The organism is Nocardia mangyaensis, assembly GCF_001886715.1.
Taxonomy (GTDB): Bacteria; Actinomycetota; Actinomycetes; order Mycobacteriales; family Mycobacteriaceae; genus Nocardia; species Nocardia mangyaensis.
Map to the genome: position 1 here is coordinate 7,230,259 of NZ_CP018082.1, position 18,310 is coordinate 7,248,568.

The window sequence follows — 18,310 nt, forward strand, 5'->3', positions numbered from 1 at the left end:
CTACCGTAGGTCTTCTTCTTGATCGATCAGGTCGATGATGTCGTCGATCGGAGCCTCGGCGAGGCGGCGATATTCGTCATCGTCGGCTGCCGAGCGGAGCTTCGACAGCAGTGCTTCCAAGCGATAGAGAACCGGCTCCTGGTCCAGCTCCGGCCGTGCGCCGTCGGCCACCAGCACTTCGAGCTGGTCGGCCAATTCGACTATTCGCGTCAGCGTTTCGGTCGTATCGGAAACTGGTGGGCCAGTCAGTTGTTCGAGAAGATGCTCGGCGAGCGCGCGGGTGGTCGGATGGTCGAAAACGACACCGGCGGGCAGGCTCAGGCCGGTCTGGGAATTCAGCCGATTGCGCAATTCCACCGCGGTGAGCGAATCGAAACCCAATTCGCCCAGTGCGCGGTCGAGCGGCAATTCTTCGCTGCCGGAGTAACCGAGTACTCGGTTCACTTCGGATTCGACCAGGGCGCGGACGGCCGCCGCGCGACGCTGCGGTGCCAGCGATTCGGTTCGCCGCCGCCAGTCCGGTGCCGCTGTCGTGGCGCCGGCCGCACGGCGAGGGCTGGCACGCACCAGCTTTCGCCACAGTGACGGCACCGGAGCGGGGATCGCGGAGTGGTCCCACTGTGCGGCGGCCAGCACACCCGCGCGATGGGGGAGAGCCGCGTCGAACAGGCGCAGACCGGTCTCGGTGGACATGGCGGCGATGCCGCTGCGCGCCAGCCGGACCCGGTCGGCTCGGTCGAGGTGGCCGGTGAGGCCGGTGGCCTGGTCCCACAGACCCCAGGCCAGCGCGAGGCCGGGGCGGCCGCGGGCGGCTCGCGAGCGCATGAGGGCGTCCAGAAAGGAGTTGGCGGCCGCGTAGTTCGCCTGACCCGGGGTGCCGAGGATGCCCGCGACCGAGGAGAAGACCACGAAGGCGGCGAGGTCGTGGTCTTCGGTGGCCTTGTGCAGGGCCCAGGCCGCAGCCACCTTGGGGGTGAGGACGGCAGTGAGCTGATCGCGGTCCATCGAGGTCACCAGACCGTCGGCGACCGTCCCCGCGACGTGGACGATCGCACGCAGATCCGGCAATTCGCGGACCAATTCGGCGACCGCGTGGGAGTCGCCGACGTCGCGGGCCAGCACCCGAACGCGCGCGCCGAGGTCGGTGAGTTCGCCGAGCAGGTCGGCGATGCCCGGTGTCCGGTCGCCACGGCGGGAGACCAGAACGAGGTCGCGCGCGCCGTGGCGGGCGACCAGATGCCGGGCGAGCCGACTGCCCAAACCGGCGGTGCCACCGGTGATCAGCACCGTGCCCGCGGCGAACGGATCAACCGCGGCGGTGGACGATCCGGTCGGTGGCTGGGGTGCGTGGATCAGGCGTGGCACCCAGACCGTGCCGTCACGGAGCATCAGGTCCGGCTCGTCGAGGGCGAGCAGGGTGGTCAGGACCTCCGGTTCGGTGTTGTCGTCGAGGTCGACGAGCAGGATGCGGCCGGGATGTTCGGACTGGGCAGAACGCAACAGACCACGCACGGCGGCGCCGCCGAGGTCGGTGGGTGTTTCGCCCGCCGCGCCGCTGGTGACAGCGACTATCCGGGTGCGGTCGAAGGCGCTGTCGGTCAGCAGTTCTCGGATCAGCGCGAGCGCTTCGGCGCAGCGTCGAGCGGTGTCGGCGGCGCTGTCGACACCGTCCGGTGCCGAGGTGACCGCACCCGTGTCAGCTCGTGACGCGGGCAGCAGGACAACAGGGGGAGTTGTCTGAGCGTCCCGCAGGGAGGCGAGATCGGCGACTCGGGAACCCAGCCCGCGGGCGGTGAAGATCTCGGTCGCCGCCGGTGCGCCGAGGACCGCCCAGTCACGAGCCGACGCCGCGGCCCCGGCTCGCGCGGTCACCCAGTCCACCGTGAGCAGTGCGCCATCGGCCGGGGCCGGCGCGGGGATGGGGGATCGGCGGACGCGGAGCGCATCGACCACGGCCAGTTCCTGTCCGGCGGTGTCGAACAGGTGGATCGCCACGGTGTCGGTCGCGGTCGGCACCAGCCTGGCCCGCAGGTGGGCCACGCCGGTGGCGGCGATGCGCACACCGGTCAGGGAGAACGGCACGCTGCCGGCCGCCACGGTGTCGGTGACGCCGGGCAGCAGGGCGTGGAGAACGGCGTCGAACAGTGCGGGATGCAGCACGAATTGCGCGGCGGCCTCGAGGTATTCCTCTGGCAGCGCGACCTCGGCGAGAATGTCCGCGCCGTGGGTCCAGGTTCGGCGCAGGCTCTGAAACGCGGGGCCGTAGTGATAGCCGTGTTCGGCGAAATGGTCGTAGGCGCCGGTGAGGTCGACCTCCGTGGCCTCAGGTGGTGGCCACGCCGTCACAGGTGTCACCGGTGGTGGCCAGGGCTGATCAGCCTCGCTGACGGTGCCGGTGGCGTGGGCGGTCCAGGCGGCGTCGCCGACGGGGCGGGAGTGCACCGTCACCGCGTGTCGGCCCGATTCATCGGCCTCGGCGACCGCGACCTGGATGTCGACCGTGCCTTCGGCGGGCAGGGCGAGGGGCCTGGCCAAGGTCAGTTCGTCTATTCGGTCGCACCCGATGCGGTCTCCCGCCGCGCACAGCAGTTCCACGAAAGTGGTGCCGGGTACCAGGACCAGCCCGCCGACCGTGTGATCGGCCAGCCAGGGGTGGGTGGCGAGAGCGAGGCGTCCGGTGAGCAGCGCGCCGCCCTGGGCGGTGTCCACCGCCTCGGTCACCAGCGGATGGCCCGTCGAGCGCGATTCGGCACTGTGCGTCGGTGTGTGCTGCGGCAGCCAATAGCGTTGGTGGGCAAAGGCATACGTGGGCAGCGTCACCGTGCGGGCCGCCCTGCCCTGATACGCGGTTCGCCACTGCACCGGAGTTCCCCGGACGAACAGCCGAGCCAGCGCGGTGCGGAAACCCGCTACCTCCGCGTGCGGTGGGCGCAGGATGGGGACAGTGGTGCGGTCGCCGTGGAGAACGCCGCTGATCAGCGATGACAGGCCGCCGTCGGCGCCCACCTCCACGAAGGTGGTTGACCCGCCCTCGTGTGCCGCCCGCGTCACGGCATCGGCGAAGCGGACCGGACGGCACACGTGTTCGAGCCAGTACTCCGGTGTGCGCAGATCGCCGCCGGTGGCGAGCCGGCCGGTGACCGTGGAGAACACCGGCAACCGTGGTTCGCCGAAGTCGATGCGCCGCAGCACTTCTTCGAACGCGGCCAGCATCGGTTCCATCAGCGGCGAATGGAACGCGTGCGAGACCCGCAGCGGCTTCACCCGGCGGCCGCGGGCGCGCAGGGTGCCGGTGATCTGATCGATCGCCTCGACCGCGCCGGAGACCACCACCGATTCCGGCGCGTTCACCGCCGCCAGCCCGGCCACCGATTCCCGGCCCGCCAGCAGCAGGCCGACCTCGTGTTCGTCGGCCGAGACCGCGGCCATGGCCCCGCCACCGGGCAGGTCATCCATCAGCGAGCCGCGCGCGGCGACCAGCAAGCAGGCGTCCGGCAGGGTGAGCACTCCCGCGACGTGCGCGACCGCGATCTCGCCCACCGAATGCCCGACCAGCACGTCGGGGTGTACCCCCCACGACTCCAGCAGGCGGTACAGCGCCACCTCGACAGCGAAGATGGCCGGCTGGGCCAGGCGAGTCCGGTCGAGTACCGCCTCGCCCGCGAGCGAGACGTCGAAGACGGCGTCCCGAAGGCTGGTGCCCACCAGAGGATCCAGCTGCGCGCACACGCCATCGAACGTGGTGGCGAACACCGGGAACGCGGCATACAGTTCGCGTCCCATACCGACTCGCTGTGATCCCTGCCCGGCGAAGACGAAGGCCAGCCCGCCACCGTGCGGGTCGACGGAGCCGGTGATCACGGCGGAGGTCGGTGCCCCCGCGGCCAGGGCATCGACACCGGCGCGCAGTTCACCGATGTCGCCGCCGAGGATGACGGCGCGATGATCGAACAGCGACCGGGTCGTCAACAGCGACCACCCGATATCCGCGGCATGGTCGATCGGCCATGCCGCCAGCCGCTGCGCCTGGCCGGTCAGCGCGGTCTCGCTCCGCGCGGACACGATCCAGGGCATCGGCAGTGGCGAAGCGTCACCCGCTCCGGGCGTCGGCGCGGTGTCGGCTCGCGGCGATTCGGTCGACCCCGGGTCTGTGCGCGCAGCGGTGTCGCCCGGTGACATCGCGGCGAGCTGGTGCGCCGACGGGCCTGGTCCGGCCGCGAGGGTGGCCGCCGACAGCGGTGGCTCGGCCGTCGGCGACGAGCTGGACCGGTCCGCTGGTTCTTCCAGGACGACATGGGCGTTGGTGCCGCTGATACCGAAGGAGGAGACGCCGGCTCGACGGGGCCGGTCGGTGGCCGGCCACGGACGGGATTCGGTGAGCAGCCGGACCGCACCGGCCGACCAGCCGACCAGGGGGGATGGCGCGTCGACGTGCAGGGTCCGGGGGAGTCGGTGGTGGCGCATCGACAGGACCATCTTGATGACGCCCGCCATGCCCGCGGCGGCCTGGGTGTGCCCGATATTGGATTTCACCGAGCCCAGCCACAGCGGCCGGTCCGGGGCGCGGTCGCGACCGTAGGTGGCCAACAGCGCCTCGGCTTCGATCGGGTCGCCGAGCCGGGTACCGGTACCGTGCGCCTCCACCACGTCGACCTCGGCGGGGGCCAGCCCGGCGGCGTCGAGCGCCTGCCGGATCACTCGCTGTTGGGACGGGCCGTTCGGGGCGGTCAGTCCGTTGGACGCGCCGTCCTGGTTCACCGCTGTCCCGCGCACCACGGCGAGCACGCGGTGACCGTGGCGGCGGGCCGCGGAGAGCCGCTCCACCAGCACCAAGCCGACGCCTTCGGCCCAGCCCGCACCATCGGCGGCGGCCGCGAACGACTTGCATCGCCCATCGGCGGCCAGGCCGCGCTGGCGGGAGAACTCGACGAACGAGCGCGGCGAGGACATCACCGTGACACCGCCGGCCAGCGCGGCGCCGCACTCTCCCGAGCGCACCGCTCGCACCGCCAGGTGCAGGGCGACCAGCGACGACGAGCACGCGGTGTCCACGGTCACGGCGGGGCCGACGAACCCGAGGGAGTACGCCACCCGGCCCGAGGCCACACTGCCCGCGGTACCGGTGAGCACCGTGCCCTCCACCGCCTCCGGCACCGGGTCGGTCGCGGCGTAGTCGTGATACATCTGGCCGACGAAGACGCCGGTGTCGCTGCCCTTCCAGGTCACCGGATCGATGCCGGCGTCCTCGAAGGTCTCCCACGCGACCTCGAGCAACAGCCGCTGCTGGGGATCCATCCCGGTGGCCTCACGCGGCGAGATCCCGAAAAAGCCGGCGTCGAAATCGGCTGCGCTGTGCAGGAATCCGCCGGTTCGGGCGTAGCTCTTGCCCGACGCTTCCGGGTCGGGGTCGTACAGGTCGGCGGGCCAGCCGCGATCGGTGGGGAAGTCGGTGACCACGTCGAGTCCCTCGGCGACCACCCGCCACAGGCCCTCGGGGGAGTCGACGCCGCCGGGGAACCGGCAGCCCATGCCGACGATCACGACCGGATCCTCGGCCACCGCCGTGGGCGTCACCGGAACGCCCACCGGGTCGGCGGCACCCACCAGCCGCTCGAGCAGATGCTCGGTGAGCGAGCTGACGGTCGGATGGTCGAACACCAGACCGGTGGTCAACGCGAGTCCGGTCGCGGACCCGAGGCGGTTGCGTAGTTCGATCGCGGTGAGCGAGTCGAAACCCAGTTCACTGAAGGGGCTTTCGATCGGCACCGCGCGCCCAGCGGGATAGCCGAGTACCAGCGCTGTCTCCCTCGCCACGAGATCGCGGACTTCGTCGGACCGCTGCCGCGGGGTCAGCGAGCTCAGTCGCCGCGCCAGGTCGCCGATGTCGACGGTGGTGGCGGCGCGGCGGCGGCCACCACGAACCAGCGCACGGAACAGCGCGGGCACGGTGTCGGACCGTTCGTGGATCCGGGTGTCGAGGCGGGCGGCGACGGCCACCGCCGCGCCGTCACCGAGAGCGCGGTCGAACAGCGACATGGCCTCGGCCGAACTCATCGGCAGCACGCCGGCGCGGGCCATTCGCACCACGTCGGATTCGGCCAGATGCCCGGTCAGGCCACTGGATTCGGCCCACAGGCCCCAGACCATCGCGGTGGCCGGGAGACCGAGCGCGCGGCGATGTTCGGCGAGCGCGTCGAGGAACTGGTTGCCCGCGGCGTAATTCGCCTGTCCGGCGCCTCCGAGGACGCCGGAAATGGAGGAGTACAGGACGAAGGCGGTGAGGTCCAGGTGGCTGGTGAGTTCGTGCAGGTGCCAGGCGGCGTCGACCTTCGGGGCCAGCACGCGGGTGAGCTGGTCGGAGGTGAGGGCGGTGACGGTGGCGTCGTCGAGGGTGCCCGCGGTGTGGATGATCGCGCGCAGCGGGTGGTGCGTCGACACCGAGTCGATCAGCGTCGCGACGGCCGTGCGATCGGTGACATCGCAGGCCGAGATCGTCACTCGGGCACCGAGTTCGGTGAGTCCTCGGCGCAGTTCGCCCGCACCCGGCGCTCGGTTGCCACGCCTGCTGACCAAGAGCAGGTGCCGGACTCCGTGGTGCTCGACGAGGTGCCGGGCGAGCAGACCGCCCAGGGTTCCGGTGGCACCGGTGATCAGCACAGTGCCCGAGGGATCGAACAGCGGACCGGCGTCCCCCGCCTTGGCGGGCCCGGTCCTCCTCAGGCGGGGAGCCAGTGCCGTACCGGCGCGAACCGCCAGTTCTGGTTCGCCGCTGTCGAGCGGGAGGTTCGACAGTTGCTGGGGCAGGGCCACTTCCGGGTCGAGGTCGATGAAGACGACACGACCGGGATGTTCGGTCTGCGCGGTGCGTACGAGTCCGCGCACCGCCGCGCCTGCCGGGTCACGGGGAGCCGGACCGGTCGCGCCGACCGTGATGACCACCAGAGGCGTCTGCTGCCACCGTGTTTCGGGCAGCCACTTCGCCAGGGTGTCCAGGATCGCTCGGCAACGACGATGGGTGTCGACGACAAGATCGGTGGCCGGGTCGGGGCGGGAGAGCACCAACACGGCGGAGGGTACGGGCGACCCGGCATCGACCGCCGCGGCCAGGCTTGCCGCGTTGTCGTAGGAACGGACGACATCGGCGCCGGTTCCCAGCATCGCCCACTGCTGCGAGCCCCGCGCGGACTCGGGGGTGGCGACCGGTGTCCATTCGATGCCGAACAGCGGGGGAACGTCCGGGCTTCGCAAGGAGCCGAGGTCGGCGTCGCGGAGCAGGACCGAGTCGACGGTGGCGACCGCGTTGCCCGCGGTGTCGGTGAGACGCAGGCGGGTGCCGCCCTGAGCGGTCGGTGTCGCGTGGACGCGCACCTGGGTGGCACCCGTGGCGTGCACGGTCGTCCCCGTCCAGAGGAAGGGCAGGCCGGATCGGGGACTGTGGGTCGTCGCGCCGGGCAGGAGCGCGTGCAGCGCGGCGTCGAGCAGGGCCGGATGCAGCAGGAACCGGTTCACCTCGGGGACCAGCGCTTCGGGCAGTCGCACGTCGGCGAAGAGCTCGGCGCCGCGTCGCGCCAGCTGCCGCAGGCCCCGAAAACCGGGCCCGTACTCGTAGCCGAAGGCGGCGAACCGGTCGTAGACGTCGGTGACGTCGATGTCTACGGCATCGGCCGGTTGCCGGATCGGGTCCGCGGTCGGCGTCTGGAGCGACGCGGGAACCACAGTGCCCGTGGCGTGCTGGGTCCACGGGTTGTCATCGGTGCGGGCATGCACCGAGACCAGGTAGCCGGTCGCGTCGCCCGTGGCGATGACCTGGATCTGGGTCGCGCCGTGGGCGGGGAGCAGCAGGGGGGCGGTGAGGGTGAGTTCCTCGATGCGCGGGCAGCCGACCCGGTCACCCGCCGCGATCGCCAGTTCGACGAAAGCGGTGCCGGGAAGCAGGACAGTGCCGGCGACGGCGTGGTCGGCCAGCCAGGGATGGGTGTCGAGGCCGAGGCGACCGGTGAGAACCAGGGTGCCGTCGGCCATCTCGACCGCCGCGCCGAGCAGGGGATGGTCGGCGCGCGCCAAGCCGGCTGCGGTGACATCACCGGACGTGGGCGTGGGCGTGAGCCAGAACCGCTCGTGCTGGAAGGCGTAGGTGGGCAGGTCGACGCGGGCTGCTCCCGAGTCGGCGAACAGCGTCTCCCACGCCACCGGGACACCGTGGACGTAGAGCTTCGCGGCGGAGGTCAGCAGGTCGTCGAGACCACCCCGGTCGCGGCGCAGGGAGCCGACGACCGTCGCGGCGCCCGCGTTGGCGTCGATGGTGTCCTCGATGCCGATGGCGAGTACCGGGTGGGGGCTGACCTCGACGAAGACATCGAAGTCCGCGGCCGCGAGCGCGGCGACGGCCTGCTCGAGCTCCACGGTGTCGCGCAGATTGCGATACCAGTAGTCAGCGGTCATCCGCGTGGTGTCGAGCCACTCCCCGGTGACCGTCGACCAGAGCGGGATCGTGGCGGCCGAGGCGGACACGCCGTCGAGATCGGCCAGCAGGCGTGCCCGGACCCGGGCGACCTGATCCGAGTGGGCCGCGTAGTCGACCGGAATGCGACGGGCCCGAATTCCGGCCTCGGTCAGGGTGTCGAGCAGGGATACCGCGGCGTCGACGTCGCCGGAGATCACGACCGAGCGGGGGCCGTTGACCGCCGCGACCGAGAGGTTTCCGGGCAACTGCCGTAGTCGTTCGTCGACCTCGTCGCGCGACAACGGAATCGACACCATCGCGCCGAGTCCGCTGATCTCGACCAGGGCCTGACTGCGGCGCGCGATCACCTTCGCCGCGTCGGCCAGTGTCAGCGCACCGGCGACGCAGGCCGCGGCGATCTCGCCCTGCGAGTGGCCGATCACCGCGTCCGGGCGCACGCCCAAGGACGTCCACACCCGCGCCAACGACACCATCACGGCGAACAGCACGGGCTGCACCACGTCGACCCGGTCCAGTTCGGCGGCCTGATCCGGGTCGGTGAGTATGTCGAGCAGTGACCAGTCGACATGGTCGGCGAGGGCGCGATCACAGTCCTCGAGCGCACCGCGGAAGACCGCCGAGCTCGCCATCAACGCCCGTGCCATCCCCGGCCACTGCGACCCCTGCCCCGCGAACACGAAGACCGTGCCGCCGTGCGCCCGCACCGCCCCGGTGGTCACGTTCTCGGCAGCGGTCCCCGCGGCCAGCGCCGCCAGACCCGCCGCCAACTCGCCGCGGTCGGCACCGAGGACGACCGCGCGATGATCGAATCGGGCGCGCGTGGTGAGCAGTGACCAGCCGATGTCGGCCGGATCGGCGCTCGGCCAGGCTGCCAGACGATGGGCCTGGGCGGACAGTGCCCCGGGATCGCGGGCCGACACGACCCAGGGAAGGACCCCGCGCCGATCGGACGCTGCCACCATCGACGGTTCGGGCTGCCCGGTGCCGAGTCCGCCGTGAGGTCGCCGCTGGGCGGATGGCGGCTGGTGGCTCGACTCCCCCGGTGGTTCCTCGATGATCACGTGGGCGTTGGTGCCGCTGATACCGAAGGCGGAGATTCCGGCGCGACGGGGACGCGTACCCGAAGGCCAGTCCCGGGGCTCGGTGAGCAGTTCGATGCCGCCGTCGGTCCAGTCGACGTGGGGGGTCGGGGCGTCGACATGGAGGGTTTTCGGGAGGTGGTCGTGCCGGAACGCGGACACCATCTTGATCAGGCCCGCCATCCCCGCGGCGGCCTGGGTGTGGCCGATGTTGGACTTGATCGAGCCGAGCCACAGGGGACGCTGCCGATCACGGCCGTAGGCCGCCTGCAGGGCTTCGGCTTCGATGGGGTCGCCGAGACGGGTGCCGGTGCCGTGCGCTTCGACCACGTCGATGTCGGCGGGTGCCAGCCCGGCCGAGGTCAGCGCGGCGCGAATCACCCGCTGCTGGGAAGGTCCGTTCGGCGCGGTGATGCCGTTGGACGCACCGTCCTGGTTGATCGCCGAACCGCGGACCACGGCGAGTACTCGATGGCCGTGCTCGCGTGCCCGCGACAGGCGCTCCACCAGCAGCATGCCGACGCCCTCCGACCAGCCGGTACCGTCGGCGGCCGCCGCGAACGGCTTGCAGCGGCCATCGGCGGACAGCCCGCGCTGGCGGGAGAATTCGAGGAAGGTTCCCGGCGTCGACATCACCGTGACGCCACCGACCAGCGCCACCGAGCACTCGTTCGAGCGCACCGACCCCAGCGCCAGATGTAGCGCGACCAGCGAGGACGAGCAAGCGGTGTCCACCGTGATCGCGGGGCCCACCGTGCCGAGGAAGTACGCCAGCCGACCCGACAGCACGCTCGGCGCGGTGCCGGTGATCCGGAGGCCGGCCAATTCGGCACCGGCGTCGTCGGTGTCGAAGGACTGGCCGTTCACCCCGACGTAGACACCGAGATCGCCGCCCTGCAGAGCCGATGGGTCGATGCCCGCGTCCTCGAGGGTTTCCCACGCCACCTCGAGCAGTTGCCGCTGCTGCGGTTCCATGCTCAACGCCTCGCGCGGGGAGATCCCGAAGAAGGAGGGGTCGAAATCACCGGCGTCGTCGAGGAACCCGCCCGCGCGCGCGTAACTCTTGCCGATGGCTTCGGGGTCGGGGTCGTGCAGGTCGGTGGGCCAGCCGCGATCGGTCGGGAAGTCGGCGATCACGTCGAGTCCCTCGGCGACCACCCGCCACAGGTCCTCGGCGGAGCCGACACCGCCGGGAAAGCGACAGCCCATGCCGATGATGACGATCGGATCGTCGTGGGTGTCGACCTGCCGCGAGTTCTCCGGCTGTGCCGCTGGTGGTTCCAGCGCACCGATCAGGCTCAGGATCAGCGTGACCACCGAGGACGGCTTGGGGTGGTCGAAGAGCAGACCGGCGGGCAGACGCACACCGGTCGCCTGGCTGAGCAGGGTGCGCAATTCGACCGCGGCGGCCGAGTCGACACCGAGATCGGTGAACGCGCTGTCAGCGGACAGGTCGGCGGACGGACCGAGGACGCGGCGCAGACTGTCGGTGACCAGGCGCTCGACAGCTCGGGTCAGCGCGGCGCCGGACAGGTCGCCGAAACGATGCGCCTCGCGCGGCGTCGTGGCCGATCGCGTGGCCGCCGCGCCGACCCAGTAGCGCTGACGCTGAAACACATAGGTGGGCAGCGGCACTCGACGTACGTCGGCATCGAAGGCGACTCGCCAGTCGACCTCGACGCCGCGCACGAACAGGCGGGCCAGCGCGGTCAGGAAGCTCGGTGTCTCCTCCTGTCCGGCACGCGCGATCGATACCGCGTCGACATCACCGAGGCATTCGGTGACCATCGCCGTGAGGCCGCCATCCGGTCCGAGCTCGAGGAAGGTGGTCGCGCCCTCGGCGGCGGCAGCGGCCATCGCGTCGGCGAAGCGGACCGGACGGCGGGCGTGGTCGAGCCAGTGCCGGGGCGAGCCCAGGTCCGTGGCGACGAGGCGTCCGGTGACCGTGGAGATGATCGGAATGGTGGGCTCACCGAATGCCAGGTCCTGCAACACATCAGCGAAAGGCGCCAGCATCGGCCGCATGAGCGGCGAGTGGAACGCGTGCGAGACCGCCAGCTGCTTCACTCTCCTGCCGCGGCCGCGCAGGTTCTCGGCGATGTCGCGCACGACCTGCGCGGCGCCCGAAACCACCACCGCGCCAGGTGCGTTCACCGCCGCCAGTCCGGCGACCTCCTCGTATCCGGCCAAGAGCTCGGCGATCTCGGCCTCGTCGGCGGCGACCGCCGCCATCTCGCCGCCGTCGGGCAACTCGTCCATCAACCGCCCGCGGGCGACGACCAGCGCGCACGCGTCGGCCAGCGACAGCACCCCGGCCACATGCGCGGCCGCGATCTCGCCCACCGAATGTCCGACGAGCAGATCCGGTCGCACACCCCATGATTCGAGCAGGCGGAACAGCGCCACCTCGAAAGCGAAGATGGCGGGTTGCGCGAAACGTGTACTCGCCAGCGCCGTCGCGGTCTCGTCGTCCGCGCCGAAGACCATCGCCCGCAGGCCACGGCGGGCGAGTCCGTCCGCCGTACGGGCACCAGGTTCGAGCAGGGGGTCGACCTGGGCGCACACCCGATCGAACGCCTCGGCGAACACCGGGTAGGACGCGGCCAACCCGGCACCCATCCCCACCCGCTGTGAGCCCTGCCCTGCGAAGACGAAGACCAGTGGCCCCGGGTCGGGGTCAGCCGTGCCGGTCACCACCTTGTCCGCGACCTCGGCCGCGGCCAAGGCCCGCACACCGGTCAGTAGTTCAGCGATGTCGGTCCCGAAAACCACCGCGCGCGCCTCGAAGACCGCCCGGGTGGTCGCCAACGACCAACCGATGTCCCCAGCGACGTGCCCTTGGCGATCGGCGACGTGCCCTTGGCGATCGGCCAGACGCCCCGCCTGTCCGACCAGTGCCGACCAGCCGCGCCCCGAGATGACCCACGGAACGATCCGCGTCCCGGCCGGCTCACCCGCTGGCACCCGATCGACCGCTGTCCCAGCGGCATCCGGCTTGGCGGCGGCCACCGCGCCAGCCGAGCCGATCGCGGCGGCGGCCGGCGCGGCACTGGTGGCCACGGGTGCGCCGGTGAGGACGACATGGCAGTTGACGCCGCCCATGCCGAACGAGCTGACACCGGCGATCAAGCCGGCGGCCGGGTCCGGCCATGGGGTGGAGTTCGTGGTGACGCGCAGATGCGTCATGTCGATGTCAGGGTTGGGGTTGGCGAAGTGCAGGGTGGGGGTGTGCCGACGAGCGGACAGGGAGAGGGCGGTTCTGATGAGACCGGCTATCCCGGCGGCGGCTTCGAGGTGGCCGATGACGGTCTTCACCGAGCCGACGCGCAGCGGCTGGTCCACCGGCCGGACCACGCACAGTTCAGCATTGAGCGCACGGGCTTCGATGGGGTCACCGACCGGGGTCCCAGTGCCGTGCAGCTCGACGTATTGCACCTGGTGCGGGGCGATTCCGGCATCGGCGTAGGCCAGGCGCAGCGCCTGCCGCTGGGCCTGCTCGCTGGGCACGGTCAGGCCGCCCGCGCTACCGGTGGCCACAGCGCTGCCGCGGATGACGCAGTAGACGCGATCACCGTCGGCGACGGCCCGGTCGAGCGGCTTGAGCAGCACCATGCCGCCGCCCTCACCACGCACGAAGCCGTTGGCGCGCGCGTCGAAGGCGTAGCAGTGCCCGTCCGGCGACAGGCCGCCCCACTCGTCGAGCAGTCGCGAACCGAAAGCACTGGCGACAACATTGATCCCACCGGCAAAGGCCAGCTCGGACTCGCCGGTGCGCAGGCTCTGACAGGCCAGGTGCACCGCGACCAGCGAGGACGACTGCCCCGTGTCGACGACCAGGCTCGGCCCGTCGGCGCCGAGGAAACGCGAGAGCCGATTGGCGATCATGCCGCGATGCACACCGGTCAGCGAATATCCGCTGAGCTCATCGGCGTCCCTGGTCACCTCGCCGTAGTCGCTCCAGGTGGCGCCGAGGAACACGCCGAGCCGGGCCGCGCCCGCCTGCGCACGGGTGATGCCCGCGTCCTCCAGGGCCGCCCAGCCGAGCTCGAGCGCCAGGCGCTGCTGCGGGTCCATCGCGTCGGCCTCACTCGTGGTGATGCCGAAGAAGTCGGCGTCGAAGTGGTCGATGTCGTCGACGACCCCGCCGCGCGCACTGGCTCCCGCGCCGCCGAACAACCCGGCCCGCTGCTCGGGCACCGTGCCGACCGCCTCGGTCCCGCTGGTCAGCAGCTCCCAGAACTCCCCGGCGCCATCGGCTTTCGGGAACCGGCAGGAGATTCCGACGACGGCGATATCTCGCGTGAACTCTGACACGGCACAACTCCCCACATTCGAGCGCACACCGGCACCGATGATCGACACGTCAGCCGCGTGCCGGACACGAACACACCGAAATCAGTTCAGCCGGGCCAGCGTCTCCGACATCAGCTGCCCGACCGCGGGCAGGTTCGATTCCATGAAGAAGTGCTTGCCCTGGTAGGCATGCAGCGCGAAATCCCCGGTGGTGAACGACTCCCAGTCCTTCGCCTCGTCCACGTCGACATAGGGATCGTCGTCGCCGGTGAGCACCACGATCGGGCACGCGACCGGTCTGCCCTCGGTGTAGACGTAGCTCTCGATGGCCCGGTAGTCCCTACGCACGACGGGCAACAGCAACTCGCGCAGTTCGGGGTCGGCCAGCCAGGTGGGCGCGGTGTCGGCCACCAAGCGCAGCTCCGTGGCGAGCTCGGCCTCGGTGTAGGTGTGGTTGTGCTCCTTGCGCGTCGAGCGCGGTGAACGGCGGCCGGACAGGAACAGCGCCTGTGGTGTGACCCCGAATTCGGGCAGGCGCCGACAGACCTCGAAGGCCACGATCGCGCCCATACTGTGTCCGTAGAGCGCGACAGCGCGGCCCTCGACCGTGCCGGGAAGCTCCCCGAGGACACCGTCGACCAGCTCGTCGATCGAACCGGCCCATTCGTCGTGGCGACGATCCTGCCGGCCCGGATATTGCACGGACAATGGTTCGATCGCCGGGTCGATACATCGGGCCAGCGGTGCGAAATAGGTGGCTGATCCGCCGACATGCGGAAAGCAGATCAAGGCCGTTCGGGCTAGCTCGCGCGGTAGCGATATACGCCTGATCCATTTACCGTGCATACACAGCCCATCTTTGCGAAAAATGCATCCTCCACACCTCCACTGAGGCCCATTTTCACGGTAGTAGCGGACCGGTCGGAACGTCAAGAGACCATCGTTGTTCGTGGTAATCGACGGGTAATCGCGCAGACCATCGCAGGGTAATTGTCGGGTAATCGAGCTGTTCGCACACAACGGCCGCGAACCCCTGTCGACACGATCGACAGGGGTTCGCGGATGATTAACGAGTCAGAAGAGCGGCAGTCCGTTCACGGGCATTGACACTGCGGGATCGATATCGAGTCGCGGATCGTGTTGCAGAATCAATTCGTGCAATCGCTCGAGTTTTATTCCGGGCGCGATGCCTAGTTGCTCGTTGAGTCTGCGGCGGACGCCCCGATAGAACTCGAGCGCTTCCACCTGTCGACCCGACCGGTACAGCGCCAGCATGTACTGACTGCCGAGCCGTTCGCGCGACGGCCACTTGGCGAGCACGCCGTCGAGTTCCGTCGCGACCTGGTGGTGCCGGCCACGCCGCAGCTCAGCGGCGAAGAAGGCTTCGTAGGCGGCGAGTCGTTCGTTCTCGATCGCGCCGAGTTCGGGCCAGCGGAACCCCGCCTCGACGAGGTCGGACAGCGCGTCGCCGTCCCAGAGGTCGAGGCCGGCCCGGAACCGCGCCGAGGCCGACGGCAGATCGCCGGAAACGACGAGTTCGTTCGCCTCGCGCACCAGTCTCCGAAACGCGTACAAATCCACCGACTCGGGATCGACACACAGCCGGTACCCCGGGCTCTGGGTAATGATGAAGTCCGGTTCGTTGTTGTCGCTACCGAAAGACCTGCGAATCTCGGAAATGGCGTTGTGCACCATTTTGCGCGCCGTTCGCGGCGGTGCTCCGCTCCATATCTTGTCGAGCAGCTTGGACATCGCGACCACACTGCTGGAATGAATCAGAAGATATCCGAGAATCGCGCGATGATTCTTACCCGCCGAATGCAGGGCCGCACCATTGGAGCCGACGACGGTCAAAGGTCCGAGGATCGAAAAGCGGACGTCTACCATACTTCCCTCACCACACTCCGCAAACCAGGTGACCCCACAACCGTTCAAAGCCTATCGGCCCATTGTATTCCCCACCGAGGGAATCGGTATGATATATATCACTGACCCGGCGTCTTATGTGGTCACACGAAATGCCGATTCTCCTGCCGAAATATCAATGACGTATTTCCGCTCGGCGCGTCGCGGCGGTGACGATCTCGTACGCCCAAGCCATGGTCTCGTCGCCGCGATGCTGGACGGCGACGACGCGATGGAGCCGCCGCCACGACCCGGCCCGGCTCCACACCATGAACCGCCGATGCGCGGTCGGCACGGTGACACCGAAGGTCGGTGGCAGCATCCGCCACGGACAACCACTGGTCAGGACGAAAACCACTGCAGCGAACACGGCGCGTTCGTCGGTCGGCGCAGTGCCGCCGCCTTGACGCCGGAGTCGGAATTCCGGCAGCTGCGGTTCGACGAGCGCCCACAGCCGGTCCGGCACCAACCGCGTCGCCAGGGCTTCGTTCATAGTCGAATATCTTGCTGCACAACAGTTTCCGACACGCCGACATCGGCACAGGACCACATGAGACAGTTGCCGCACGGCCCGGCGCGCCGGGACACGCCGAGTCACCGCGATTCGATCGACCAACTCGGCAAATAAATAGGAGAGTTATAGTACTTTTGCGTGATGGGCCACATCAGGTATGCGTGCGACGTGGGCGCACCCGTCGAGGTCGCGTTCGCCTATGCTCAGGACCGCCGCCATGTGCCCGGCTGGATGTACGGCGTGGCCGCGCTCGAACCGGCGGGCGAGCCCGATCACGGGCTCGGCGCCGCCTACACGGCAAAGATCCTGTTGTTCGGGATCATTCGCACAAAGGTCACCTGCGAAATCACCGAATTCCGGCAGCACGCCGTCATCGGGTATACCCTGCGTGGGCGGGTATACGGAACCGTGACCCTACGGTTCGACCCACTCGGCTACGAACGGTCGGTCCTGACCTCCGAAGCCGACTATCCACCACCACGCGGTGTGCTCGGCCGCCTGTGCCACGGCCTCGTCGACGCGGCCGCGAAATCGGCACTGCGCCGAACGGAGTCGCGGTTGCGAAGGGAGATAGAGGCATTCCACGGTACCGATCTTGTCGGCCGCATCGCCTAGGGTGGCGGTCATGATCATCGTGAGCACCGACGGCTCCTGCCTGCGCAATCCCGGCGGCGCCATCGGTTGGGCCTGGGTGAATCATCAGGGTCCGTCGGCCAGTGGGGGAGCGGTCGCCGGCACCAACCAGATCGCCGAACTCCGCGCGGTACTGGAAGCCATCCTCGCCCACCCCGGCGCGGAACCGATGCTCATCGAGAGCGATTCGCTCTACGCGATCAAATGCGCCTCGGAGTGGATCACCAGCTGGCGGCGCAACGGCTGGCGCACCTCCACCGGTGGCGCGGTGAAGAACGTCGACATCATCTCCCAGATCGACCGGGCCATCACCACCCGCGAAGGACCGGTGCGTTTCCGCTGGGTCCGCGGGCACGTGGGCAACTACTTCAACGAGCAGGCCGACAAGCTGGCCGGTCTCGCCGCCCGCGAAGCGGCCGCGCTCGGCCGCGACCACCCGGCGCCCGCCGTCCAGACCAGCACCGAACACGCGACGCCAGTCGCGCGAGCCACCCAGCCGCGGGCCACGGGGAAGCCGGTCGCACCAGCGGCGCCAGGAACACTCACCCTGTTCTGACGGCGCGGCGCGACCGGAGTGGGACCGCACGCGGCGGCCCCGGCAGCTCTAGAGCTGCCGGGGCCCGCTGTCTGTCCGGGTGCCGATCAGTTGCCCGGCGCCGGCGCGGGCTCCTCGGCCGGCGCCGGCGGTACCGGCCCGGGGCCGGGAGCCGGGGCACCGGGGTTGCCCTTGAGCAGCGGCGAGTCCATCTTGCTGACCAGCCACTTGCCGTCGTCGTTGCGCTCCAGTGTCATCTCGAGCGCGAAGTTCATCCGATCCTCACCGGGCTGGGTGAAGTTCGACCGGTACTGGGTCATGGTGACCAGCGCCTTGACATCGGAGGTGGAGCCGGACAGGTAGCCGCACTGCACGTCCTCACCACGGGACTTCACCTGGGCCTGCACCATGGCGCCCTTGAGCGCCTCGCTGGCATCGGAGAACTCCTCGAGGTAGTCGCCGGTGGCGCCCGCCTTCATCTCCTCGATGTACCCGTCGAGGTCGCTGGCGTAGTCGTAGTTCGCCAAGACGTTGCCGTAGTCGCAGGCTGCCTGCGTCGAGTCGGCGATGGCATCGAGCTTCTCGGCCTTGTTGCTGTTCTGCAGGAAGAACACCGTACCCGCGGTGATCGCGCCGACGGCGACCACACCGGCGACACCCGCCGCGATCCAGCCTGCCCCCGCGCTCGATCCGGGACGCGCGCTCGGCACCTCAGGCGGCACGGACGCGGTCGCCGCCTCGGCGGTGGGCGCGTCGGTTTCCGGAGTTGCCGCCGCACCCTCGACCGTGGGCTCGGACTTGTCCAGATCGGGCTTGTCCGCCGCGGCAGATTCCTTCTTGCTCTCGGCGTCGTCGCTGGTCATCGAATCAATCCTGCTCTTTCCCGG

Annotated in this window: 7 protein-coding genes; 2 read left to right on the forward strand and 5 right to left on the reverse strand. The window is 69.9% G+C overall.

What is annotated here, in order from left to right; genetic code table 11:
- The 4 genes from BOX37_RS32810 to BOX37_RS32825 form a co-directional block, all read right to left on the reverse strand.
- Entirely contained in the window at positions 1–13,857 is a 13,857-nt protein-coding gene (locus BOX37_RS32810) for a type I polyketide synthase (protein ID WP_167660021.1), read from the reverse strand.
- A gap of 81 nt (positions 13,858–13,938) precedes the next feature.
- Positions 13,939–14,682 (reverse strand): thioesterase II family protein, encoded by a 744-nt coding sequence (locus BOX37_RS32815; RefSeq protein WP_071930998.1) that lies wholly within the window; start codon positions 14,680–14,682, stop codon positions 13,939–13,941.
- A gap of 228 nt (positions 14,683–14,910) precedes the next feature.
- Positions 14,911–15,771 carry an AfsR/SARP family transcriptional regulator gene (locus BOX37_RS32820; RefSeq protein ID WP_167660023.1) on the reverse strand — a complete coding sequence of 287 codons (861 nt, stop codon included), beginning with the start codon at positions 15,769–15,771 and terminating at the stop codon, positions 14,911–14,913.
- A 106-nt stretch (positions 15,772–15,877) separates the two neighbouring features.
- A complete protein-coding gene (locus tag BOX37_RS32825) occupies positions 15,878–16,234 on the reverse strand; it encodes an IS5/IS1182 family transposase (protein WP_071931000.1) in 357 nt (118 codons plus the stop codon).
- Positions 16,235–16,396: 162 nt separating this feature from the next.
- Between BOX37_RS32825 and BOX37_RS32830 the strand changes: the two genes are divergently transcribed.
- Both BOX37_RS32830 and BOX37_RS32835 read left to right on the forward strand, forming a co-directional pair.
- Positions 16,397–16,870 (forward strand): SRPBCC family protein, encoded by a 474-nt coding sequence (locus BOX37_RS32830; protein ID WP_071931001.1) that lies wholly within the window; start codon positions 16,397–16,399, stop codon positions 16,868–16,870.
- 10 nt (positions 16,871–16,880) lie between these two features.
- Positions 16,881–17,444 carry a ribonuclease H family protein gene (locus BOX37_RS32835; protein ID WP_071932086.1) on the forward strand — a complete coding sequence of 188 codons (564 nt, stop codon included), beginning with the start codon at positions 16,881–16,883 and terminating at the stop codon, positions 17,442–17,444.
- Between the two features lie 86 nt (positions 17,445–17,530).
- Here BOX37_RS32835 and BOX37_RS32840 read toward each other — a convergent pair whose 3' ends face one another.
- Positions 17,531–18,286, reverse strand: coding sequence for a hypothetical protein (locus tag BOX37_RS32840; protein WP_071931002.1), 756 nt, complete (start codon positions 18,284–18,286; stop codon positions 17,531–17,533).
- Positions 18,287–18,310: the final 24 nt, after the last annotated feature.